This is a genomic window from Sporosarcina aquimarina, assembly GCF_019748715.1.
Lineage (GTDB): Bacteria > Bacillota > Bacilli > Bacillales_A > Planococcaceae > Sporosarcina > Sporosarcina newyorkensis.
The window spans coordinates 206700-232376 of record NZ_JACLBZ010000008.1 but is presented as its reverse complement, the minus strand read 5'-3'; the positions used below and the strand labels follow the sequence as shown (position 1 = coordinate 232376).

Sequence of the window (25677 nt, the reverse complement as noted above, 5' to 3'; positions counted from 1 at the left end):
CATAATAGTATGAAACCACTTTGTCAATGACCAAATTATTCACAGTTTTTTTTATAAGGCTTTTAACTTTGATTCTTTAGGCTTTTCAAGTCTTTAAACTGCATGAAAGAAGATTCTATTTCCGCCAAAATCAAATTATTATAAGAAGGATTCTTATTGAGACAATATGAATAATTGTGTGAGAGCCTGGCACCTGAATAAGAAAAAGCCGTACAGCAGGATTTGTCTCCCGGTACGGCTCTACTTTAACGATTTTTTATTTTCAATCTGGAACTCGGAAAAGCCGAGGTAAAGACGTAAACGATTAGATAACAATCTTACTCTTCTTTGCCTTTTCCATAAATTTATCACTAGATTTATTGAAAAACTTCTTCAATCCGATCCCCACGATTAAAGCAATTACAAAGTAGATCAATAAATAGATGATTTGCTTCCATACTACCTCCCAAATGATGCCGCCAATCGCTTCTCTTAATAATGTGATAGCATGCGTAAATGGCATAAAGGAGTGAATGTTTTGGAAGAACGGCGGTGCCATTTGAATCGGGAACGTGCCTCCCGATGCTCCAAGTTGCATGACCATTAAAATGATCGCAACCACTTTTCCGGTGTTACCAAACACCGATACGAGTGTGTAGACGATCGAGACGAATACAATACTGATGAGAATCCCGAACAACACGAATGGAAGTTTGTTCACGACATAGGTATGCATGATGAACAAATTACCTAATGTAACGATCGTAGACTGGATTGCCCCGATTCCCCCGAAGGTAATTAATCGACCCAAATAGGTTTGGTAGCTTTTGAATCTTACTTTTTCCTCGATATCTACCTTCAATGTGGAAACCATGAGCAAAGCACCGACCCATAAAGAGAGTGTAGTATAAAATGGGCTCATTGCAGAACCATAGTTGGGTATCGGATATAATTGATGTTCATCCAATACAATCGGATCTGCAAAGAATTTACTTACACCCGTCGGATCGGTATGAAGGATCTCGAGCAGCTTATCAAGTTCCCCGTCTTCTTCAAGTTTCCGAATTTTTTCCGCTAGCGTTTCGACAGTATCACGAGCTTCAGGGAAGTGTTCATTCGCCAAGGCAAGACTTTTCTTTCCAGTCTGAACTCCTTTTTCCGCTTTTACGAGCGCATTACGAACTCTAGGAATACGGTCGTTCACTTCATCCAGCACATCAGAAACATCGTATAGCGCATTTGTTGCATCTCTCATAGTGGACTTATATTTTCTTGAAAGATCACTATTTACGAACTCAATAACATCTCCGATGGAACGATTCATTCTTTCCGACATACGGTCAATTTCTGCTAAATGTTTTTTTCCATTGGCTTTCGTCTCATGGATGCGACCGATCAAACCATCAACCGATGATTTGGTTTCAGTTAAATTCCCTTGGACCGTTTTGATATGTTCGATTTCATTTGATACTTTGTCAGAATCGATAAAATCTTGTAGATTCTTCAAACCGCTGTCGATTGATTGGATAGAAGTAATACCGCCATCAATGCGACGAGCCATTCGTTCCAGCGTGTCGATCGTTCGTTCTGGATTTTTAGCGGTTTCCAGCGATGATTCCAGTTTTTTATCGATAGCTGTTTTCGACTCTTGAAGACTTTCGAATCTCTCTTGCATTTCTTTATCAAGTTTTTTCAGTTGCTTCACTGCTTGGGCTAAGGCGTTTTGACTATTTGAATCAAATTGTTTTGTCGCATCATCTATTCGTTTCTGCGTTGATTCTAACTGTTCTTTCAGCTGATTCAATAAATGGAGGCTAGGCGTCTCTCCCTTGTCAATACCTGCCTGAATGGCATTTACAATTTGCTGTGTTTTTTGAAGTTGAGACTGTAGCGCAAGGAACTTATTTTCCAGGTTTGCGATTTTTTCACTGCCGGTCAAATTTCCTGCGACTTTTAGTAAAGAGATGACCGTATCCATTTTCTCCAAATTACTCTCAAGACTGGAGGAGATACGATCCAATTCATCTTGGAATCCACTCAAATCCAATGATTCTCTTTGGTCAATCAAATGTTGTACAGATTTCAATGCGTTTTGGTTCACTTTACTTGCACGATCCAATAGACCGGTCAACTCACCGGAAAGCTCAGTCAACTGTTCAATCAGTTTTTGAGTCTGTGGATACAAAACGTTTTCATAGCTGTCGCTCATACGATCTAGATCCTCGGCTAGTTTATCAGAAAGTTTTTGAGTCTGTTGGATCAAATCGACAGCGGGATTCTCACCCTTTTTCAAGTCTGTGATAAGCGTTTGCACATTCTTTTTCAGTTGTGTTAGATCGTCGACACTTTCGTTCAATGAGCCTTGAAGATCCTTTATTTTGGTAGAGTTTTTCATTTTTTTGTCTTGTTCTTTTAGATAATCATAGATTTCGTCTAAACGAGTATTTACATCATCCAATTTGTCTTGTTTGTCACGAAGTGAATTTACAATTCGGTCTAGATCATCGCCTTTTTTAGAAAGATCACTGGTCAAATCAGGTATTTTTCTAAATGCATTTTGTGCACTCTCTAAATTTGTCGTGATTGCGTTAAGAGTACTCTCGACTGCTTTTTCATTATCTTGCAGTTTTGACACCAACCGCTCATTTAAGCGTTTGGCGTTTGCGTGGACACTATCTACCTCATCCAATGCAAGCCCTACTTTATCAATAGATGTATCTGCAAAATTCAAACCACGATCTACTGTATTGAGTTTGGAATAGATCTCTGGAATATTTTCTTCCAAGTCGTAGATTATATCGCGCATTCTTTCGATATTCGCTCGGTTATTCTCTAGTTTAATACCTGCATTATTAAACACTTTTAAAACCGCATTGTTCGCTTCTTCAACAAAGGTACTTTGAATGTTTTCAACGATGGCAGAAGCACCCTTGCTTGCTACTTTAGGTGAAATCGCGTTAATTTTTTCATTTATATAGTAATCCAGCTTCGGCTGGACCAGGTTATCAGTAGTTACACTACTCAGGTTTTCAGAAAAGTCTTTGGGAATAATAATTGCTGCATAGTAATCGCCATGCTCCACACCTTTGATTGCTTCTTCTTCAGAAACAAATTGCCAACCTAAGTCATCATTTTTCGTCAACGAAACGATGACCTCATCTCCGACGTTAAAATCTTTATCTTCTATAGTGGCTCCTTCATCCAGACTTGCTACAGCGACCGAAACCCCTTTTGTATTTGAATAAGGGTCCCAGGAAGCAAGAATATTCATCCAAGCATAAAGGGAAGGCAAAAATGCGAGAGCCGCAATTACAACCAACGCCGCCTTGTTCCTCTTTATATTTCGAATATCACGCCTAACGATAAAAAGGATATTTTTCATCTAACACAAAACCTCACTTTAGGATTACGTCTCCCTCGTAATCTATTAATCCAATTCGCCCTACATAATAAGGAATGATGATCCATCTTATACAAGGATGCTTGAGAAAATCGTCTCACTTATTAACTCCGTAATTTGTCCCTCTGTCAGCGGAACGGTATAAGTTTTATTCCAATCTACAACTAATGCAATATATGACTTGAATAATAGATAGGACACTAACTTGCTATCACATGGCTTTAATTCACCTTTTGCAATTCCTCGTTTGATCTTCTCCTCGATAAATTTAAGGATTTCTTTCTCGATAGATGCTAGAACTTCACTCACAGTAGGTGTACGTAGCTCTTTTTCCTCCTCGATCAGCTTAATATATAATTGATGAGTTTCCCGAAATGCTAACAATTGCATGAGTCGGGCATGCGCGTTTACTTCAAACGAGGCTCCCTTCACACTACATTGTTCAGAAACCAGTTTCATTTCTTCCACCATCTTCAAAACGATTGAATGAAAAAGTTCTTCTTTATTAGAAAAAAACGTATAGATTGTCCCTTTTCCTACATTCGCTATCTTTGCTACTTGATCCATTGTAGTAGCCTTATAGCCGAATAACGTGAACGACTTTTCAGCTGCTAACATAATTTCTTGCTTGCGATCCATTTTTGCACCTCATTTAATATTGACTATAATACTATAACGTTCTTTCGGTCACTACGTTACACAATTCTATTAAGAAATGCAAGCCTAACAGAATTTGTGTTAGACAGTTTATCCGCAATTCACAGTAAGAAGAACATCATTATCGAAATCCGAAACGGGTTGAATCAGCGACTAAGGCAAACCATAAGGAAGAGGCGGGAGAAACTCGGCGTCGGATAAACTATGTACTATACTCATCATGTTGCAATTATGCTAGACTAAGAGTAAATGCAGATGGCGCTTGATCTCCCTTGAGATTGGGCTCCACTTAACATGAGTTATAGAGGCTAAGGAGTGGAAAGATGATGTTGAAAAATGCGTTAGGTCGTTTTCGTTTGATGGGCATTTTGGAAGGTAGCTCACTGCTGATCCTGTTGTTCATTGCCATGCCAATGAAATACTTTATGGATATACCAGAAGCGGTACGTCTAGTAGGCATGATCCATGGTATATTGTTTACCATATACTGTGTGATGATTTTGTATGCGACGTTTGCGGTGAAATGGCCTTTACGATTTTCACTCGGGGCCTTCGTGGCGGCATTCATCCCATTTGGCAACTTTATTTTAGATATTCGTTTGAAAAAGTGGGCAGGGGAATCAGGTAGACAATTAGTCCGGATATAGAAAATTACCTAGTGCGTACTCCCTGTCGGGGAATGCTGATTCATTATAATGATAAAGGATTATTTCGTACATAGTGAAGTTACAAAGGAAAGTCTACTAATGTTCGTCCTTAAAACAAACTGCAAGGTTGATAAGAAGTGGCGAGAGGTTCAAGTAGGACTATTAACAGGCTGAAAGCAGGAGGAAGGCAAAAATGAGCAAAAAAAGAAAAATTGATAAACGATTTCTCGCAAGTGCAGTGGCGGTGGTGATTACCACGACAGCTGTTGTGCCTGTGGCAAGTGCAGCGTCCAGCTTTTCCGATGTATCATCTCAAAGTTCACATGCTGAAAATATTGAACAGGCAGTCGAAATGGGATTCATCAAAGGACAAAATGGAAAGTTTCATCCGAATGATTCCATTACTCGTGGTCAAGTAGTGAAAATTCTTGCACGTTATCTGGAAAATAAACATGGCAAAACAAGCACTTCGAAAGTAGAGCCTTTTGCGGATGTTTCCTCTAAATCAAAAGATAAAGAGTTGTACAATGCTTCGCGTGTAGTCAAATATCATGAAGCTTTTTTAGGAGATAGCAATTTTCTAAGACCAGGTGAGGTCATGACGCGTGAACAAATGGCAAGTGTGCTTGTCCGTGCTTTCGGATTAGAACGGGATGGGCGGAATGTGGAGATCAAGGATTTGAACCAAGCGGGTCCCCAGCACGCACCCAATGTCCAAACGCTCGCCAATTTAGGCATCACGAAGCCTGCAGATGGGCGATTTTTACCTAAAAATGCTGTAACACGTGCTCAATTTGCAAGCTTTTTTGTAAGGACGGCTGATAGTTATGGAGGCATACCGAACTCGTTAAAAAAACTAAAAATCAACAAAGTCGTTACACTGAACGATGCCAATCAATTTGTTCGGATCGAATTCAGCCATTCAGTTCCTAAGCTGGCGCCTGAAGATGTCGATATCCGTCATGCGAAGACGGGTGCCAATTATCCGGTGAAAGAAGTGAAGCTTGCGGAAAATGGTAAGAGTGTCGACATTGAGCTGTTTGATAATCCAAAGGTTGGTTCTGTTGATGTAGATGACTACCATCTGACTGTCAACATAGCGGGTGATGAATTAACCTACTCATTCAATCGTTCCACATACGCAAAAAGTTTTGTGACTGATGTGGACGTGCTGAAAAACAAGTTCACCATTTTTACGGACAAAGGTTCTACGAAGACATATGACGTGCCTGCTTCTATGAAGAAACAGGATCTTCAAGAATTGCTGGGTGAAACAGTCGGTATTTGGTATGACAACAAAAATAAACCGACTGATGTGGAACTGGTAACTCGGAAAGCGAAATACGATGCCATTGAGATTACGAAGATCGATGAAATCCGATTGCTCTCGGAGGGCAAGACATATAATGTATCGACAGCCATGTTTGAAGGTTCTTCTACTAAGAAACAATTTACCTTTTATTTAGATGGGAAGAAAGTAGAAATCGCTGATCGGGATGATCTGAAGAAAAAGGTAAAAGTGAAAGATCGATTTACGCATGCTAAAATCAGCTTTGACAATTTGGGAAATATCGTATTTATCAGTGCGTACAACTTACATGACTTTTTAATCGTCGATCGAGTGAAGGACCAGGAAGTAATCGGCTATGCTGGAGAAGGAACGGGGGGCATCTTCAACGCAAAAGATGCGCTGATCATGAAAGATGGCCGTGTGATCGAACTTTCTGACTTACGCCGCGGGGACGTTATGTTCTTTAATGAAAAAGGAAACAAAGGAAAAGGGATTGCAGAAGTAGTACAGCCGGCAGCCAAAGGAACAATCGATTCCGTCTCCTCTAAAGATATTCGAATCACCGGTATGACCTATCGCTTTAACGATACGGATTATGCAGAGGATTATAAGGTGAACTATGGAGCGGCGGTTTATCTCCATCCGGATGGTAAAACGGAATTTATTGATTCGGATGTAGCAAAGGAACTTCAGAAGTCTGGAACGGTAGAAGTCTATGCAGACCGAGCAGGGAATATGGTGTATATTGCGGGCGGTCCAGTTACTGTTGGACGGAAACAATCTGTTGCTATTTTGATCGATGATATTATTGGCGACAGGGAAGGAAGTAGAGAATTCCTTGAAGTTGAGGCTTTACTCGCGACAGGTGAAAAAAAGTGGTATACATCGGAGTTAGAAAACCTGAAAACGATCATAGTCGATGATGTCGTCTATACTATTAATCATAACGGACGATCCGATTGGAAGATAGAATTCGAATATAAAGATAAGAAAAACAGAAAAGATCCAACTGCTATTCTATTGACTGCTAAAACAGACAAGAAAACAGTAAAGGTACCACTCACTAAAACAAAAGGCAGTCTTGTCCGACTTCACATGGATCGAAGCAATGGGAAACTAGAAACAATTGAGTTCTTTAAAAAACGTTCTGCGAAGAAAAAAGTAGTCGTCAAATCTAGTGATAGCCAAATTTCAGGGAAACGATTGAATCCCGAAACAATTATATTTGACACAGAATACTTTTCGAACCATTCAAATGATATCCGAATTACTAAGTGGGGCGAACACAAAGGTTCTATACAAGTCACATTCATGATTTTTGATGAAAACAATAACATTCTTGCATTGATTACTGATTAACGACCGGAAACTTCCATTAGATATCTTGGTGTAGAACGCCTGGAAATGGTAGATTGCTACTCGTTGCAGAGAATATGACAACAACACCTTTCACGTCCTTTTGGACTTGAAAGGTGTTTTGCTGTCTGCGAAAATATGAAATTATCCTGCAATCTAGTCAGTCCTTACGAACATTCTGCGGATATCCATTTGAGAAGACTATATTCTCTCAGTGTGGTTGTTTCGTTGGAGTGACTATGATACTATCATTCTAGTGACCAGAGAACCGCTTTATAATTTTGGTCAAAACCAGGAGGTGGAAAAAGTGGATGAACGAAAAAAAATAATAATGGAAGCGGCGAAAAAGTCGTTTGCTCTTTTTGGCTATAAAGGGACAACCGTGGATCAGATTGCAAAGATTGCGGGGATTGGAAAAGGGTCTGTTTATATCTCATTTAATAATAAAGAAGAAATTTTGCGTGAAATTATTGTTTCTTTAATAGAAGAAATGAAACAACTTGCAAGTGAGTCCATTCGACCGGAACGGGAATTCTATGCAAATCTTCATAGCACGATCTACAATGTACTCATTTTCCGGAAAGAGCATCAACTTCTAAGGAAACTGCTAGATGAAATAGATAGCATTGGCACAAAAGTGGTGAGCGATGCGTTTCAATTGCTGGAATCTGAAGTGATTTCATTTATTAAAGAGCGATTAGATATCGCGATGACTAAAGGCTATATTAAACGATGTAACACCGAGCTGACAGCGTTTGTCGTGTTTAAGCTCTATATTGCGATTGTAATTGAGTGGGAACAGAAAACAAACGAAGAGATGTCCAACGAGGAAGTAGAACAGCTTTTCCGGCTATTTTTACTCGAAGGATTAATAAAAGAATAAGAATATCAGGAGTTGAGGAAATGAAACATCTTCGTCTAATCGTTTTGTCCGTCATGGGACTGCTAATTGGCGTTTGCATTTTTGTTTTATCGTCAAATATGGTGGAGAGTAAATTTGCTGGAAGAATGGAATCTGAACCGACAGCGTATATCGAGGCATCTCAATTGAATGCGAGTTTTAAAATGGGGGGACGCGTGAGCGAAATTCTTGTGGAAGAAGGAGATTCAGTTGAGAAAGGTCAAATACTGGCACGAATTGAAAGCGGCGAGCTTTTAGATAAAGTTGCCCAAGCAGAAGCGGCGGTGGAAGTTCAAAAAGGAAAGTTAGCGGAAGCAAAATCAGCCGTAGTGATGGCTGAGGGGAAAGTAGGCGAAGCCGAAGCATCAACAGAGGCTGCAGCGGCAAAGAAATCACAGGGGAATGAAGCAGTAAAGTTAACGGAGCAGTCGGTAGAGAAACAAGTGAAAGAAGCGAAAGCGGTCGTCAAAGCGGCGGAAGCTAAATTAGCAGCACTTGAAAATGGTGCAAGAACAGAGGAGAAAAAACAGGCCGAAAGTCAACTGAATGCAACGAAGAAGGCAAATGAAATTGCAAAAGCAAACTTCGAACGGTTCCAAGAATTACATAACGAAGGGTTAACTTCAAAAGCCACGTTAGAAGAGGCAGAAATGAAGTACAAAAAAGCGAGCTCTGAATACGAGGTAGCGGAACAGACATATAAAATGGTTACTAGCGGACCGCGAAAAGAAGAAGTGGATGCGGCAAAAGCACAGGTGGAGCAAGCGAAAGCAGTGTTAGAGCTGGCAGAAGTCAGTCGAGGACAAGTTGCGGTACAGCAAGGTGACGTGCTGGTGGCTGAAGCGGGTATCAACCAATCAAAAGCTACCATTGCAGCAGCGAAGTCGGGTATCTCTCAGGCAGAAGCATTAGTGATGTCTGCACAGGCCGGACTAGTGCAAGCTGAGGCGAACCTCGCTGAAGCACAAACTTATGTGAGCTATATGGAATTATTGGCTCCAGCAGACGGTATCGTTGTGTCCAAGTCAGCCGAAGTCGGTGAGCTGGTCAGTTCCGGATATCCAGTATTTACAATTGAATCACACGACGATAAGTGGGCAACATTTTATTTCCCTGAAACGGATGTGACTGAATTAGCCGTAGGTAAAGAAATGGGGATTCGATTGCTTTCGACAGGTGAAGAGGTAAAAGGAAAAATTGTTCAGATGGAACCAGCGGCCAGCTTCGCGGTTCGTAAAGCTTCCCAAAGCTTAGGAGAAACGGATATCCGTTCGTTTGGCGTGAAAGTCACGATGCCAGAGTTACCGAAGGGAATTATTAGTGGAATGACGGTTCAATGGAGTGAAAAAGGGGAAGAGGGTAATGAATGAGTCTGGATTAACGATTAAAGATATCATCAAAGAAGAGTGGATGAATATTTTCAAAGACCGGCGATTATTGGCTATGTTAGTGTTTGTCCCCGTTCTTTATTCAGCAATGTTTGCTTACCTATACTCTAATCATACGGTTAAGGAAATGGACACGGTTCTATTTGACCAGGACAATAGTCAACTCAGCAGGCAAATTGTTCAGTCTTTTGATCAATCCGAATCATTCAACGTCACGAATTTAGTGTATTCAGAATCAGAAATTGAACAAGCGATTGCAAGTGGAGAAGCAAAGGTCGGAGTTATCATTCCGAGTGACTTTTCTGCTCGATTAAACCATGGGGAGAGTCCATCGGTATTGACGATGATCGATGGAAGTAATATGATGATCTCGAATTTAGCGACACGTTCAGCTAATGAAATTGTCAGTACGATTGGCACGGGGGCATCAGTTGAACAGCTCCAGCAGCAAGGTTTCCGCAGTGAGGAGATCTCGAAAGTGTTTTCTCCAATTCCATTTAGTTACAGAGTTTTATATAACCCAACGTTTGACTATAGTGTATTTCTTGTGTACGGTTTAATAGGAACGGCCCTACAGCAAGTATTGTTATTGGGAATCGCCTTAACAGTTGCTCGAGATAAAGAATTGGGAATTTGGGGACGTTTTACCGGTTGGAAAGAACAGCCGTGGAAAATTGCGTATGCCAAATGTGCACCTTATTTTCTGATTGGTGTTTTGAATACATTCGTCGCTTATTTAGTCGGGATGTATGTGGTTCAACTTCCTTTCAGGGGAGACATACTCCCATTTTTTATATTGACAATCAGTTTTGCTTTTGCTTTACTTGGACTTGGTTATTTAGTAAGCTTGTTTTCAGAAAGTCAGCTGGCATCTACTCAATTAGCGATGTTAATTGCTGTACCTTCGTTTCTATTATCTGGCTTTACATGGCCGTTCGCCGCGATGCCATCATTGTTGTCAACAATCGGGCATATGTTGCCCCTTACCTATTTTCTAGATGGCGTTCGGGAGATTTTCTTGAAAGGGAATGGCTTCATTACTATCTGGAGAGATATCGTTGCACTGCTATTAATGGGATTGGTCACGTTTTTCATTGCCATCGGAGTGACAAGTCTCAATCGTTACTGGCATAAGAAAGAAAGCGCGGAAAAAGGAACATTGGCAAACACCGACACGATTTAAAACAATTGTAGCGGTGTTGAAAAACATTACATTTTATGAAGGAGGGTTATGATGAAAAAGTTATTGATTTTGTTTGTCGCTATGTTAGGTGTAGTACTTGCAGCATGCAGCGGACAAACGGATAAGGATACTCCGAAAACGCCGGAAATTTCAAAAAGTGCTATAGACGAGGCAGCAGCATCCACCAAGGACAATATGATGATTGAAGAAGCGTCAGCAACAGTCGAAGGAGATACCGTCCATTTTGTTGTTACCGTGTCGGATGATTCCATCAGCCAAGACTATGCCCAGGAGACAGGTGAAGAATTTGCCAATCTTCTTGCCTCCAATTATGCCGAAGAAAATGAGTCTGCTGATCCATTATGGGAGTCGCATGATTTGACCATTAAGATCCAAACGGACAAGGATCATACGTTATGGGAAGCTTCGAAAAAGAAGGATTCTGATTCAATCGAATGGAAATAAAATAGGTTAGTAAAGAATCCCCCAGGAGACAATCGTCTTCTGGGGGATTCTTTTAGTTTTTTATTAGCAAATTAATTTGCGCTGTATAGTTTTGTAAAGACTCTTCAAAGGAAAGTTCTAAAGCAAAGTCTTGAATAAGATTTAATAGTGTGATGGCATCTGTAACGCTTAGAAAATGAAGTAATTCCTGTTCATCGGTAATATGTAATTTGTCTTTATTAACAAAGCGGATTATTTCTGCACGGTGATTGATAAGATTGTCCAAGTCTTCATTATTTATAATGGTATTCGCTATTTTGTGGTTCATATTTAAGAAAACGTTTTTTATATATATACGATAGTCTGGGGTATGAAAAGCATTTAACATGAGTTTGTACATCTTTATGAGTGCATCAATTAAATCTCCATCATTTTCTTTTAGGAGGGAAATGAACTTCTCATGGTTTTTCTCGGTATGTTTTTCCAAGATAAAGAAAAATATATCTTCTTTATCCTCAAAATATTGGTAGAAGCTTCCCCGCGATATTCCTGCATGTTTGACAATATTTGCAATAGTTGCTTCGTGTAAGGGAGCCCTTGAGAATTCTCTCATTGCCGAATTAATTAACGTCTCCTGCTTATCTATAGGTAAATTTAAAAAAGTTTGTTTAGGCATGTGCACCCTCCTAGATATTCAACAAGTAATAAATTATAACAATTACGCTAATTTAATCATAGATGGCAATTTGTCACAAGTCAATATAAGGGTGACAGAGTGCTCGAAGCAGTGTACTGTACCGGTTTACTAAGAAACTTGTTCTGTTGGAGTTGAACGCTAGAAAGAAATAATGGCTTACTACATTAATGAATTGACATATGACGCCGCGTCACTTATGATGGGAACATATCCAATTGTAACATGTTGTCATTCGATAAAAGAAGAAAATTTTGGTAGAAGTTGGCTTTAAGAAAATGGAATATAAAGTCGAATAATCTTCTGGTACCACGTCAGATTATGTTGTTGATAAACAATGCGATCGAATTGTATCAACAACTCTTGTAACTACTTTATGCCTGGCACTTTTCCGCTACTTAAGTCATTTCGATTCCGGTGGATGTCCTGCCCCGAGCCCCTCAGCTAGCAAGAACCACTGTAAGTTTATAGACTGATTTTCACTTAATACATATGCATCCATTTTCTATTTGATTATTTTAATCACTTATACACGCAGCCTAATCAACCAATCTCTTAGTCTATAAATACTTCCCTTTAAGAGTTGTTTTGTTTGGACTGTAAGCATAGGAGATTGGAGCTGGATCGTTGGATGTGCGTGCAATGTAAAGTATAGCTAGGAAGGGAAAGGACAAGGGACACACCAACTTCACGGATGTCTGCTAATCTTGGGTTTTTTTGTTGTTTTATAGGAATATAGTATAGCAGTTTGCTATAATAAAAAAGATTTATGAAGTAATAAAAACTGAAAGGGATTGATTGTGTGAATAAGAAGGGCACTGCACTTGGACTAGCATTTCTGTTGGCGTTCCCAGGTATGTCAACTGTTGCATTGGCGGATGGAGTAGAAGAAGTAGAAAAAGACGGGGAGTTAATCGAAGACGTTGACAATATAGAAGAGGATGACGTTATTTTAGAGGGGGATGCCGAGGACGAGGATTCTGAGGATATGGAATTAGAATTGCTCGAAAGTCTCTCACTTGATACTGTTCTTGAACTTGCACTCGAAGATAACTATTCTCTATTGCTATCGAATTACCAACTCGAGCTTCTGAAGATCCAGACTGGCGGAACAGACAGTGACTATGGTGAAACAGCCTTCGATATTAAGGATTTGGAAAGAACGAAGAAACGTCTACAAAAGGCGAGCGGAAGCGGCTCATTTGCAGAACGTCTACAAATTCAAAATCAATTAGAAGCATTGCAAGATAAAATCGATGCGGTTGAAGCCGCCTTGGAACAGATGGAATCGCAACAAGTTTCGTTGATTTATACGGAAGAAGAAGCTAAAGAAAACATTAAAATGGCTGCGACAGCATCTTATGTGAAGTTGTTAATGACTGCAGAACAGCAGGAGTTGCAAAAGAAAGCACTTGAAGTAAAAGAAAAAGAAGTGGCAATCAAAAAGCGTCAATATGATCTAGGCATCCTTTCACGTGATGAACACTCGAAAGAATTACGTGAAATAGAACGTCAAGAAACGCAACTTGCATTAGATAAGAAAGACTGGGATCAGGAGCTGGCCGAATTCACATTTGACCTAGGTGTCGTTTATCATCCTGAATTGAAGCTTGAACCACTTGATTTAGATGAGTTGGAGTTGGTAGAACAACAAACCGAAACGCAAGAGCTTATCGAAAACACATTCAAATACAAGAGTCAAGTAACTGCCATTGAATTAGCTGAAAAACAGCGTACAAGAGTCTATGACGATGAAGATTCAAAAACTCACGATAAAAACGAAGCCGATCTTAAAGTGAAGATCGAAAAAGAAAAGCTTGAACAATTAAAAACAAATGGAGCAGTCACTATTCGTCAACTTTTCTATGACGTGGAAGATGGTTTTCAAGATATCCGTGACGCAGAACGTGAACTGAAGTTTGCAAAAGAAGACGATAAGACATTAAAACGCCGTTATGAGTTAGGACTTGTTTCTCGCGCGGATTATGAATTAGCTGGTATTCGAGTAGACCAAGCACAATTGAAACTCGATTTAGCGAAAGAATCATACTTCTTGCTGACAAAAAATGTAGAACTGCTTGAAGCGGGTGTTATTTAAATGAATTCAGCAGAAATGCCCACTTTTTAAGTAGTGGGCTGAATTGGTCGACTATCCCCTACTCCGTCAGGGTTCAAAACTTGGCTGAGTAGGTGAATTTGGACTAGGGCTCGATTACTAAAATTTCTATTAGTGGTGTTCCGATTGTTAGTGAGATGAATACGGTTTTATTTCCTATTCATCGGGTGTTCAAAGGCTCGATGACAATAGGAGAACACCTGCATGACCAACATTATGTAGTCCTCCAAGCTTCCGGCGGCGAAGGTTAACCGACTTACGTCACGTAAGCCGTAGCACAATTCAAAATCTGGACGCAATTCGCCGAGGTGTAATTGACCCTGTTGATAAAGGTAGTTGCAGTCTCGTATGAGGAAAGACGTACATATGCTCGTTTACTGATGAAAGTATACTGACCGTTATATCGTGGCAAAAGTTTGTTCGAAATTAGGCCAAGGTATATGGCGAAACCGGAGAGGCAGCTAAGAGGAAATTTATTACAACAGAAGGACTGCGCTAGTCATAGTCGGTCCCTCTATTTAGTTGTGCACAGAGTTATAAAGGGGGATTTGAGTTTAAGATGAAAAGGAAGAGTAATAGAAGAATCATAGGTCTTCTATCTAGTATAGCTGTTATGGCCATGTTGGCTGGATGTAATAAAGATAAGTCGTCCGGGGAAGAAGAAAAAGTTGAAAAGGAAATACCAGTCGAGGTTGCGAACGTAACGTTTGGCTCATTAAGTGATAGTAATCGGTTGACGGGTACAATCATTCCGGGAACGGAAGTGGATGTAGTTGCAAAAACAGCCGGCGAAATTAAAAAAATCGCGGTAGAAAAGGGAGACGTTGTGAAGACTGGTGACGTACTTGCCCAGCTTGATGACACCAATGAAAGAAACGCGGTTCAACAACAAAAAGCTGCCTTAAAACAAGCTCAGAGCAGTTTGAAAAGTGCTCAGAGCGGTTTAAGCAATGCGCAGAGTGGTAAGGCGAAAGCAGAAAAAAGTTATACTCAGTCTCAAGCATCTGTGAGACAAGTGGAGGCTTCCTTAGATGAAGCACGTCAATCTAAAAGTAATAACTTGGACAGCATTGAATTACAAATAAAAAATGCTAAACTTGCTTTGGATCAAGCGAAACAAAATCATGTTAGGATGAAAGCTTTATATGATGAAGGGCTTATTTCCGAACAAAATTACGAAGATGCCAGCAATGCAGAACAAAACGCTCAAAATTCTTATGACCAAGTCGTTTTAAATAAAAATCAAGCTGGCAGCGATCTCAGTTTGAAGTCATTGGAAGCATCTTTAGAGCAATCTAGAATTGGGGCAAGTATTGCTCAATCATCTATTCAAGATGCGGAATTTGGAATTAAGCAAGCGCAGGCAGGTGTAGAGCAGGCCCAAGCATCAGTAGAACAAGCACAGCTGGCTGTCGATTTGGCCAATGAACGATTGGCGGATAAAGTAATTGTTGCTACTGCTTCTGGCGAAATCACAGAGATGTCGGGTGAAGTGGGGGCAATGACATCCAGTCAACAACCATTTGCGACAATCGTGTCGATTGATGTCGTGAAAGTGAGTATGGATGTTTTACCTGATCAATTTACTGTTTTCAAACCTGGTTCATCCTTTCAAGTAGAAGTGAACGGGATAAAAGAAACATTCACAGGAGTAGTTTCTTACGTTTCTGCAGTGAGTTCAGGTTCCGGTTTATTTACAGTTGAAGCGAAAATTGATAATAAAGATCACATGATTCGCCCTGGGATGGTTGCTGCAATCATGGTGGATGAGATATTGATGTCAGATTCGACTCTTGTGCCATCGAATGCGGTGATCCAGAAAGAAGGAGCATCCGTCGTCTTTACAGTTACGGATGGGAAAGCAGTGCTAAAAGAAGTGGAAGTCATTCGATATGGAACCGATACAACAGCTGTGTCAGGTGATTTGAATGAAAATGAAGAAGTCGTTGTTAAAGGCCAAAACCTCCTGAACGATGGAGATTCCTTGAAAATCATGAAGGAGGACTAAGCATTGAAACTGATTAAAGGTTCAATAAATCGTCCTGTCGGCGTCATAATGATCGTAGTGCTCGCTCTCGTCTTGGGCGCAATCTCAGTGAAAAATTTGGCTGTAGACTTATACCCTAAAATGGATTTGCCTATTGCCGTCGTTGTCACCAGCTATCCAGGTGCCGCCTCGCAGGAAATTGAAGAATTGGTTAGTAAGCCAGTGGAATCGGCTGTGGGAACGATTGAGGGTATCGATACCATCCAGTCTATCTCACAGCCGTCTTCATCGATGGTCATTTTGCAGTTCAATTATGGAACGGATATCAAAGCTGCTCTAAATGATATTCGGGAGAAATTGGATCCTGTACGTTCTCAATTGCCATCAGATGCAAATTCACCATTGGTCATGCGACTCGACCCGCAAGCGATGCCGATTCAGACAATCAGCTTAAATGGTGCTGACTTAAGTGTATTACAAGAAGTTGCTGAAAATGAAATTCAGCCTGAATTTGAACGAGCTCCAGGAATCGCATCCGCCGATATAGCGGGTGGACTAAAACGAGAAATCCGGGTAAATATAGATCCTGGAAAATTAAAGATTTTCGAACTATCAGGATCCCAAGTTGTCCAGGCGCTAGGTGCAGAAAACCGTTCTATTTCAGCAGGGACTGTTGAACGGGGCGGCGAAGACGTTCAGGTACGAATTGACGGTGAATATACTTCCGTCAAAGATATCATGAACACAAAAATCGGGTTAGTCAGTGGTCAAACGATTAAAGTAAGTGATGTTGCCAAGGTAGTAGATACATTTGAGGACCAGACAACAATTTCACGGGTTAATGGAGAAGACACACTAACATTTTCTATTATGAAGCAATCGGATGCCAATACAATCAGCGCGGCAAACGAGGTCAATCGAATTATTGACAAAATGAATGCAAAATTTGAAGACCGCGGTTTGAAATTGACGACAACGTTGGATACATCTACATTCATCTCACAATCAATCAATTCTGTTTTGGTGAATATGGTTATTGGATTTGTTTTAGCGATGATTGTATTGCAGCTATTCTTGCGGAGTCTTCGGACGACATTAGTGATTGGGCTGACAATGCCGTTATCACTTCTTACGACTTTTATCCTAATGTATCTAACAGGTGAAAGTATCAACACTATTTCAATGGGTGGATTGGCGATCGGAATTGGATTAATGATTGACAGTGCGATCGTTATTTTGGAGAATATCTTTAAGAAACGGACAGAAGGATTACCAATCAAAGAAGCTGCTTTAGAAGGAGCTTCTGAATTGGCACCATCCGTTATTGCAGCAACGCTAACGACTGCAGCTATATTCGTGCCGATGTTGTTCATCAGCGGGCTTGCAGCGCAGATGATACGCCCATTGGCCTTAACTGTTGTCTTTGCTGTATCAGCTGCACTTATTGGTGCGATTACATTTCTCCCGATGGTTTCATCTAAATTACTAGGGAATGTATCCGCATCGTTCAATGATGAGGAAAGTAAAGGATGGTTCAATAAGCAGCTTAATAAACTTACAAATGGTTATGTTAAATTATTAGGTAAAGCTTTACGAGCTAGAAAACGAACAATTGGTATCGTCGTTGCCACTGTTGTTGGCAGCCTGCTTCTGATTCCGTTTATCGGATTTGTACTGATGCCATCAACTGATAGTGGTGAAATACAAATCGATGTAGAATTACAAACAGGGACACAACTTGATATCACGGAAGAAGCGGTTCAAGACATTAGCGATCGTTTGGTCCAATTCGACGACATTATCGAAATGACATCCGTGACGATCGGAGGAAGCTCGATCGGTATTGGGGGAGGAAGCTCGGAAAATGCAAGTTTTGCGATTAAGTTCGTCAAAGCAAGCGAACGAGATTTATCGACATCCGAATTGATTGGAAAAGTTGATGCATTAATGAGTGATATTCCTGGTGCTAAAATCACTGTACAGGAAAACTCCCAAGGAATGAGTACAGGTTCTCCTATTACAGTTGAAATCACGGGGGAAGACCTCGATATTCTATCTGATTTATCGCAACAAGTTGTTTGGATACTTAATGATATAGATGGGACGCTTAACATCGAAAGTACTTCTGGTGAAGGACGACCGGAAGTTCAAATCATTGTGGATCGTGAAGTTGCCAGTCAGTACGGTCTTTCTTATCAACAAGTTATGAACGGGATTAGCTTGGCATTTAGCGGGGAAGTCGCAACGAAATATAAAGAAGGCGGCGATGAGTTTGATGTTCTAGTGGCATTCCCGGAAGAAAGCACACAAACGATTCGTGACCTTGAGACTTTCGTTATCCAAAATAGTGAAGGAATACATGTACCACTTACCGCTGTGGCAGATTTGAAACAAGTTCAAGGACCGACTCAAATCAATCGTAAGAACCAAAAGCGACAGGTGGATGTAACGAGTGATGTGTTAAGTCGCTCTGCAGTTGAGATTACAAGTGATCTGAAAACAGAGTTAGACCAGCTGCCTTTGCCGGAAGGTTATGAAATCAGTACTGGCGGGGAAGCAGAAGATATTGCCAAAGAGTTCACTTCGCTCGGTATAGCATTAGTACTGGGAATTGTCCTCGTGTATATGGTAATGGCATTCCAATTTGAGTCATTCACTCATCCGTTCGTTATCATGTTCTCTTTACCTACGATGGTAATTGGAGCAATGATCGGATTATTTATAACCAATACTCCGTTAAGTGTAACGGCCTTTATGGGGATTATCATGTTGGCGGCCATTGTATTGAATAATGGGATTATCCTTGTCGACTATACTAATATTTTACGTTCAAGAGGAATGGACAGAACGGAAGCACTGATAGAATCAGGACGAAGTCGACTCCGTCCAATCCTGATGACGTCCGTTTCAACCATATTCACGATGATACCGATTGCCCTTGCATTTGGTGAGGGAGCAGAAGCGAACCAACCGATGGCGATAGTTGTTGTGTTTGGTCTGGCTGCTTCAACGGTATTGACGCTCTTGTTCGTGCCTGTAATGTATGTTGTCATCGATAATCTAGCAGAAAAGACAAAGAAACGATTGGGCGGTAAAAAAGACAAAGAAGCAATTCTCGACAGTGAAAGTGAGTAACTGAACTGAAGTCTGTGACCTCACATTTTTCAAGAGGAAAGCGAAAAAGAAAAATCTTAGGCTGACTTGATTCAATAATTTAAAAAGCAGTTTCTATGACCTGAGCTCGGGATTCTACAGAGCTCAGGTCTTTTTGGTGTTCCGGGCGTGGGCATAGCTTATAAGCTGAGAGACTCGAACTATTAAAGCGGAATTCATCTCTTCTCAAAAATAATTATTAACAATATAAGCAGCAGTACAACGAAACAACTTGTTATGACTCTTGTAGTTAAAGAGTGAAAGTATTATTTATTTTCCAAGAGTATATCTTGAACAGGGAATCTATCTATATTGTAAGGTGAATTGAAATATCCGCGGAAGTGGAAAAAGTGTCCGCTCAACCTCCTGAAGCTTCCGCTGAAACCCTTGGTGTTCGCCAAAAAGTCAAATGTGTCCGCTTAATTGCCGGATAACTCCGAATAAGAAGGTGAATTGTCCACTGAATGAGGATAAGTGTCCGCGGAAGCAGCCACTTTAAGCTCAACCTTGCGTAGTGTAGCTTTTATCAACCGCAATAAAGCTGTCTATTCAATTTGCAAAGTCATCAAAGAAGGCTATGTATCATGCGTACCATAGAGATAAACTTTTCCGAAGTTCGACACTAACATCTTACTTTTTACAAGTTTTTGCACCATGCAATTCAAGCTGTTTCGTGTATTGATATATTTTAATCTACTCACTCTAAATCTAGGTAAATCCCCAAATTGAATGCTCGTCTTAAGGATTCTCCATCGCTAAACTATTTAATTGACTGAGTAGTTTCCGGCTGTTTTGGTGCACAGCCAGCTACTTTCCATTTGAATGGAACAGGAAGCTATTTAAAATCCTGCTGCTCCTCAATCCGTCCACGGTCGTTATGGATGTAGACGATGAGTTGTGTGAGGACCTGAAACCTGTAAACCGTCTATTGCATTTAGCCATTTGGTTGTATATTATGAAGATTAGTTAAATAAAGTATTTTGGTTCTTTGCAGGGACTGCAAAGATGAAAAAGGAATCAGGTGAAAATCCTGAACGGTCCGGCCACTGTAATTGGGAAGCGACTTCAAAAAAACACTGGTGAACAACTGGGAAGGTTGAAGAAGCGATAGTACCCATAAGTCAGGAGACTTGCCAGAATGCATATGCGGAATACCTTCCGGAGAAAGGTTGCATTGTGTATATTTACAGACGGATTGTAAATGACTTTTATACATAGGCTCTTATCTCTCATTTGGGAGGTAGGAGTTTTTTATTTAATCAGAGCCTTACGTCACGCACTCAGGAAATCATTTTAGGAGGAGAAGAAATGAAGAAGAGGTATACGGGCTGGACTACATGGCTTTTCATGGCAATTTGCATACTGGCATTAGTAGGTTGCTCAGCTAAAGAAGAGGAACAAACAGGTAAAGACGGCAAAGAAGAAACTAAGAAGACAGCAACGTTAGCGTTTTCTTGGAGTCCATCCGGTTTAGATCCGCACAGTAGCGATAGCTGGGAAGTAATGCGTACCGGAGCCGCAGAAACACTAGTTAAATTAAGTGAGGATTTAGCTCCCGCGCCCTGGTTGGCAAAATCATGGGAGCAAGTGGATGCTACAACTTGGCTGTTCCATCTGCAAGAAAACGTAACATTCCATAATGGAAAAGCAATGGATGCAACAGCGGTAAAGAATTCTTTACAACGTGCCATTGAAAATAATCCAGGAACAAATGATTTATTAAAAATCAAATCAATGGAAGCTGTATCTGAAACAGAGTTGAAAATTGAAACGATGGAAATTAATGCTGCGCTCATCTCAAACTTAGCAGACCCGGGAACTATTATCGTAGATGTAGATTCTTTAGATGAAAAGGATGGCTATCCAGCGTTTACAGGTGCATATGTCATTAAGCAATTTAACCAAGACGAATCTTTAATTGTAAATCGTTACGAAGATTATTGGGGAGAAAAAGCAAAACTGGATGAAGTCACGATTAAGTTTATTATAGATGGCAACACGCGATTAATGGCTCTACAGTCAGGGGATGTCGATGGTGCGACCGATATTTCAGTTGACAATATTGAAGTTCTGGAGAGAAATAATAAATTTAATGTCTTAACAGCTATGTCGGTACGGACACATATGGTGATGTACAATATGGAATCTCCCAAGTTTAAGCAATTAGCTGTACGAAAAGCTGTCGATTCCTTAATTCCACGTCAAGAAATTGTGGAATCTGTTATGAAAGGTCAAGGTACTGCAGCAGTTGGTCCGTTTTCACCGGTACTGCCATTTGGACAAATAAGTGAAACAAAAGAAGAAGAACCCATTGAACAGTTAATGCAGCAAGATGGCTGGACTAAAAACAAGGAGGGGATGTGGGAAAAAGACGGAAAAGTGTTTGAAGCCACTTTCTTAACGTTTCCACAACGTCCTGAACTGACAGTTATGGCAGAGGTCATTCAAAGCAAATTACTTGACCAAGGGATGAAAATGAATATTCGCCAAGTGGAGAATATCGACGAAATACTCGTAAACGAAGAATGGGATTTATCGATGTATAGTATGCTCACAGCCCATACCGGAAGCCCGGACTTTTTCTTGGAGATTTTCTTTAAGTCGGATAGTTCCTCAAACATGAATCATTTTGCATCACAAGCAGTGGATGCGATGATTGATGAATTACATCAAACTACTGATATAGAAAAACGCAATGAATTAGCTATCCAAATTCAAGAGGAAATTGGAAAAGAAGTTCCTCATTCGTATATTGTATATCCGAATACTGTTTTTGCCGTAAACGATGAATTGAAAGGCTTTGAGGCATTTTCAATAGAGTACTATTATAATCACGCGAATGTCGATAAAGAATAATTAAACTCTATGGTTAAATTCGTACTGGAACATATTCTGCAATTGTTTCTCGTTGTTTTTTCTGTCGCAACGCTTACCTTTTTATTAGTTCGATTTTCACCGGGAGATCCGGCAACGATTATGTTAAAAGCCAATGATGTTCCCGCTTCCGATGAGGCTATTTATGCTATGCGGAGTGAATTAGGCTTAACAGATTCTGTTGGCGGTCAATATATTGAATGGTTGCAGCAAGTATTCACCGGACAATGGGGACTGTCATTTGTTTCCCAAAAGCCTGTAATAAGTGAGTTGTTCGCGAGATTACCAGCTACTTTAGAGTTGGCATTTGCAGGGCTTGGTATTATGTTATTGGTGACATTGGTTTTAGGAATCTCTACGGCTGTCTATGAAAATGGAGTAGTGGATAAAATAGGGCGTTTTTTGTCACTTCTAGGCTCGGCAATACCTACATTCTGGCTAGGGTTTCTATGTATGTATATTTTCTCTGTTAATTTTGGATGGTTGCCATCAATGGGAAGAAATGATTGGAAAAATTTGATCTTACCGGCTACAACACTTGGCTTAGGTCTAGGAACGGTATATGCGCGTGTTTTACGCGCGTATATGCTGGAAATGTTGCAACAGCCATTTGTTAAGGCATCTAGAGCAAGAGGGATATCGAAAAAGAGGATTTTAGTATTTCAAGTATTGAAGCATGCTTTATTACCCATTGTAACGATGGTTGGTACAAGCTTTGCATTCATGATGGGCGGCAGTATCATTGTAGAAACTATTTTTTCTTGGCCGGGTTTGGGACAATATGTTATGGAATCTATTAATATGCGGGATTATCCTGTCATCCAAGGATATGTTGTTTTTGCTGGCATCTTATTTGTAACAATTCATATGATAGTGGATTTTATCTATTTAATCATTGATCCACGTTTAAGGGTTCGATAGGGGGCAGGCAGATGAAGCTGAAAAGATGGAAGCAAGTAAATGTTGGTTTACTTGTAGGGCTTGGCATCCTGCTTAGTATTTCCTTGATAGGATTATTTGCTCCATGGATTGCGCCCCATGATCCTTTAGCAGTTAATTTGGCTGCTAGATTACAGACCCCGGGCTGGGCTTATCCATTCGGTACAGATCATCTGGGACGTTGTATCTTATCCCGTATTATTTATGGTATTCGTATAAGTGTTACGTCTGCTATGATCATTATGTTCTTCACGATGTTAATTAGTGTTCCCATTGCATTATTAACGGGATATGTCCGAGGGCGTACAGATCATATGATAATGAGAATCATCGACAGCACGCTGGCGATTCCGGATATTGTACTAACGATTGCGATTGTAGGCTTATTAGGTCCTAGCTTAGTAAATATGATTTTCGCGATTGTGGTGGTTCGTTGGGCAAGCTATGTCCGCTTTATTCGGAGTCTTGTTGTTAAAATTACTCAAGAGGAGTATATCTTCTCAGCAAAAATGGCTGGAAATTCTAATTTTCGTATAGTAAAACGTTACATACTTCCCCAAATCGGGATGCCTATTATTGTTTTTAGTGCGTTGGATATGGGCAAAATTGTTTTAAATATTGCCGGCCTTTCTTTTTTAGGATTAGGTTCTCAGCCGCCGACGCCTGAATGGGGTGCGATGCTGAATGATGCGACTGATTACTTCCAAGTTACTCCCCATGTTATGCTTTTTCCTGGATTAGCGATTGTTTTGTTTGTCTTAGCTTGCCAATTAGTAAGTGAAAAACTAGGGAAATACGATATAACTGCAGGCAAGGAGATGTGAAATAGTGGAAATAAGCCCTATATTAAATGTTGAGCATTTAGAAGTTACATATACATATGGACGAAAGCAGAAGGCGATTATACAAGATGTATCTTTCAGGTTATATCCGGGAGAAATGGTTGCGATGACTGGTAAAAGTGGTGCTGGTAAAAGTATCGTTTCACATGCAGTTGTTGGTTTGCTGGATAAAGGGGTAAGTGTAACAAATGGACAAATTATGTTTGAAGGTAAAGATATAGTGCAGTTTAATGAAAAGCAATTTGAACATTTAAGACGAAATCATATTGCGATTATGATTCAACATTCATTAAACGGATTAGACCCGATCAGGTTAGTGAAAAAGCAGATGTTGGAGACAATCCGGCAGAGGAAGCCGGGTTCGAAAAAAGAGGTTGAACTGCTATTACATAATTTGCTGACTCAAGTCGGTTTCAAAGAACCTGAACAAATTCTTGATTCATTCCCATTTGAATTAAGCGGTGGAATGAGGCAGCGGGTATTATTGGCGATGATGTTAAGTTTACAGCCCAAAATTTTAATTGCGGACGAACCGACAACTGCTCTTGATGTAATAAATCGTGAAAAAGTATTAAGCTTATTAAAGCAATTACAACGTAACCTGGATTTAACGATACTTCTCATTTCACATGATGAAAACAGTGTGAGAAAGTATGCAGATCGTGTCGTCTATATAAATGAAGGAGGGGTACTTTTATGACCTTGCTGGAATTAAAGCAAGTTACGAAAGAATATCCTTTACGATTGAGAAGGGGAAATATCAAGAAAAAAGTGGCGGTTCACAATGTAAGCTTTACTATTTCAAAAGGTGAGAGCCTCGCGCTTGTAGGAGAGAGCGGCAGCGGAAAAAGTACCATTGCAAAATTAATAATGCGAATTGAAAAGATAACTTCCGGGCAGATTTTATGGAATGGGCATAGTATTCATTCGAAACAATTGAAGGATTTTGCATTCTATAAAAATATACAAATGGTTTTGCAAGATTCTTCGGCGTCACTGCATCCTCAAATGCGGGTTGAAGAAATACTTGCAGAACCCATTCGAAATTTCTTTCCAAATAAAAAGACGTGGCATGAAGAGTGTATTCGACTATTGGATTTGGTCGGTTTGGACAGGTCATTTTTGAAACATGTTCCTAATCAATTAAGCGGCGGGCAAAAACAACGTGTATGTATTGCTAAAGCCTTAGCTGTTAAGCCGGAACTCATTGTCTTTGATGAATCCATCGCCAGCTTAGATAGTCCATCACAAACATCGATTTTAGAAATATTACGAACGATTCAAATGCAAAATGGAATAAGTTATCTATTTATCACACATGATTTACAGTCCACTAAACAACTATGTGATCGTGTAGCGGTAATGTATCAAGGAGAAATCGTGGAGACATTTACTCATTGGGAACAAAGCCAGCTTACGCACCCATACTCACAATTACTCTTTGAGACAATGAATCACCAGTGTACGGATGTATCAGATGGTGTTCCTGTCTTGTCATGACCATTTGGATGATGGAAAAGCAAGGTTCTTCAAGTAGTTCAAAGAGCTATAACCTGCACCAAAATCATCAATGCTGATGCCGACACCGAGTGATTTCAGTTCCTTCAAAACTTGAACGGAATACTCATACTCTATTGCCATGTTCCCGGTGATTTCGATTACGAGGTACTTGGGACTTAGCGATGTTCGTTCCAACACTTCCTCTACGTATTCCGCGTCAGTTAATTATAAGATCGTTCAACGGGGATGGCAAAGGTTCTAAATGCCTTCTATGAACCTGTCTTTCTTGATTGTTCATTTGGATTTAGATCAAATCGACATTACAG

The 25677-nt window shown here is 40.2% G+C and carries 17 protein-coding genes, 1 pseudogene and 1 riboswitch; of the genes and pseudogenes, 14 read left to right on the top strand and 4 right to left on the bottom strand.

The window, feature by feature from the left end; translation table 11 throughout:
- Nucleotides 1-304: 304 nt before the first annotated feature.
- Both H7J92_RS04435 and H7J92_RS04430 read right to left on the bottom strand, forming a co-directional pair.
- The gene (locus H7J92_RS04435; protein WP_221835574.1) at nt 305-3361 is read right to left on the bottom strand and encodes a YhgE/Pip domain-containing protein; all 3057 of its coding nucleotides are present in this window, start codon (nt 3359-3361) and stop codon (nt 305-307) included.
- An 87-nt stretch (nt 3362-3448) separates the two neighbouring features.
- Nucleotides 3449-4018, bottom strand: coding sequence for a TetR/AcrR family transcriptional regulator (locus tag H7J92_RS04430; RefSeq protein ID WP_009766089.1), 570 nt, complete (start codon nt 4016-4018; stop codon nt 3449-3451).
- Nucleotides 4019-4362: 344 nt separating this feature from the next.
- Here H7J92_RS04430 and H7J92_RS04425 point away from each other — a divergent pair, with 344 nt between their 5' ends.
- The 6 genes from H7J92_RS04425 (at nt 4363) to H7J92_RS04400 (ending at nt 11267) form a co-directional block, all read left to right on the top strand.
- Nucleotides 4363-4683 (top strand): DUF3817 domain-containing protein, encoded by a 321-nt coding sequence (locus H7J92_RS04425; RefSeq protein WP_050804663.1) that lies wholly within the window; start codon nt 4363-4365, stop codon nt 4681-4683.
- 193 nt (nt 4684-4876) lie between these two features.
- Nucleotides 4877-7333 carry an S-layer homology domain-containing protein gene (locus tag H7J92_RS04420; protein WP_009766086.1) on the top strand — a complete coding sequence of 819 codons (2457 nt, stop codon included), beginning with the start codon at nt 4877-4879 and terminating at the stop codon, nt 7331-7333.
- A 304-nt stretch (nt 7334-7637) separates the two neighbouring features.
- Entirely contained in the window at nt 7638-8213 is a 576-nt protein-coding gene (locus H7J92_RS04415; protein WP_252989958.1) for a TetR/AcrR family transcriptional regulator, read from the top strand.
- Nucleotides 8214-8233: 20 nt separating this feature from the next.
- Nucleotides 8234-9601 carry an HlyD family secretion protein gene (locus H7J92_RS04410; RefSeq protein WP_009766084.1) on the top strand — a complete coding sequence of 456 codons (1368 nt, stop codon included), beginning with the start codon at nt 8234-8236 and terminating at the stop codon, nt 9599-9601.
- A complete protein-coding gene (locus H7J92_RS04405; RefSeq protein WP_009766083.1) occupies nt 9594-10802 on the top strand; it encodes an ABC transporter permease in 1209 nt (402 codons plus the stop codon). The genes H7J92_RS04410 and H7J92_RS04405 overlap by 8 nt, the downstream gene beginning before the upstream one ends.
- Nucleotides 10803-10853: 51 nt before the next feature.
- Complete coding sequence (locus H7J92_RS04400) at nt 10854-11267, top strand: membrane lipoprotein lipid attachment site-containing protein (protein WP_040758443.1); 414 nt, start codon at nt 10854-10856, stop codon at nt 11265-11267.
- Between the two features lie 52 nt (nt 11268-11319).
- Here the strand turns inward: H7J92_RS04400 and H7J92_RS04395 are convergent, their stop codons facing one another.
- Nucleotides 11320-11922, bottom strand: a complete 603-nt coding sequence (locus H7J92_RS04395; protein WP_009766081.1) for a TetR/AcrR family transcriptional regulator — start codon at nt 11920-11922, stop codon at nt 11320-11322.
- An 820-nt stretch (nt 11923-12742) separates the two neighbouring features.
- Here H7J92_RS04395 and H7J92_RS17920 point away from each other — a divergent pair.
- The 8 genes from H7J92_RS17920 (at nt 12743) to H7J92_RS04355 (ending at nt 25351) form a co-directional block, all read left to right on the top strand.
- A complete protein-coding gene (locus tag H7J92_RS17920; RefSeq protein ID WP_040758441.1) occupies nt 12743-14038 on the top strand; it encodes a TolC family protein in 1296 nt (431 codons plus the stop codon).
- 577 nt (nt 14039-14615) lie between these two features.
- Nucleotides 14616-16064, top strand: a complete 1449-nt coding sequence (locus tag H7J92_RS04385) for an efflux RND transporter periplasmic adaptor subunit (RefSeq protein ID WP_009766079.1) — start codon at nt 14616-14618, stop codon at nt 16062-16064.
- A gap of 3 nt (nt 16065-16067) precedes the next feature.
- Nucleotides 16068-19178 (top strand): efflux RND transporter permease subunit, encoded by a 3111-nt coding sequence (locus H7J92_RS04380; RefSeq protein ID WP_221835573.1) that lies wholly within the window; start codon nt 16068-16070, stop codon nt 19176-19178.
- Nucleotides 19179-20160: 982 nt separating this feature from the next.
- Nucleotides 20161-20348, top strand: a riboswitch (cobalamin riboswitch).
- 156 nt (nt 20349-20504) lie between these two features.
- On the top strand, nt 20505-22052 hold the full coding sequence (locus tag H7J92_RS04375; protein WP_040758439.1) for an ABC transporter substrate-binding protein: 1548 nt from the start codon (nt 20505-20507) through the stop codon (nt 22050-22052).
- A gap of 9 nt (nt 22053-22061) precedes the next feature.
- Nucleotides 22062-22991 carry a nickel ABC transporter permease gene (nikB, locus tag H7J92_RS04370; RefSeq protein WP_009766076.1) on the top strand — a complete coding sequence of 310 codons (930 nt, stop codon included), beginning with the start codon at nt 22062-22064 and terminating at the stop codon, nt 22989-22991.
- Between the two features lie 17 nt (nt 22992-23008).
- Entirely contained in the window at nt 23009-23833 is an 825-nt protein-coding gene (nikC, locus tag H7J92_RS04365) for a nickel transporter permease (RefSeq protein ID WP_425516842.1), read from the top strand.
- A 4-nt stretch (nt 23834-23837) separates the two neighbouring features.
- Nucleotides 23838-24551: an ATP-binding cassette domain-containing protein gene (locus tag H7J92_RS04360; protein ID WP_009766073.1), complete on the top strand. Its 714-nt coding sequence runs from the start codon at nt 23838-23840 to the stop codon at nt 24549-24551.
- Nucleotides 24548-25351 carry an ABC transporter ATP-binding protein gene (locus H7J92_RS04355; protein ID WP_009766072.1) on the top strand — a complete coding sequence of 268 codons (804 nt, stop codon included), beginning with the start codon at nt 24548-24550 and terminating at the stop codon, nt 25349-25351. The genes H7J92_RS04360 and H7J92_RS04355 overlap by 4 nt, the downstream gene beginning before the upstream one ends.
- Here the strand turns inward: H7J92_RS04355 and H7J92_RS04350 are convergent.
- Nucleotides 25346-25552 (bottom strand): annotated as a pseudogene (locus H7J92_RS04350) (EAL domain-containing protein); the annotation flags it as partial. The gene H7J92_RS04355 and the pseudogene H7J92_RS04350 sit on opposite strands and share 6 nt — an antisense overlap.
- Nucleotides 25553-25677: the final 125 nt, after the last annotated feature.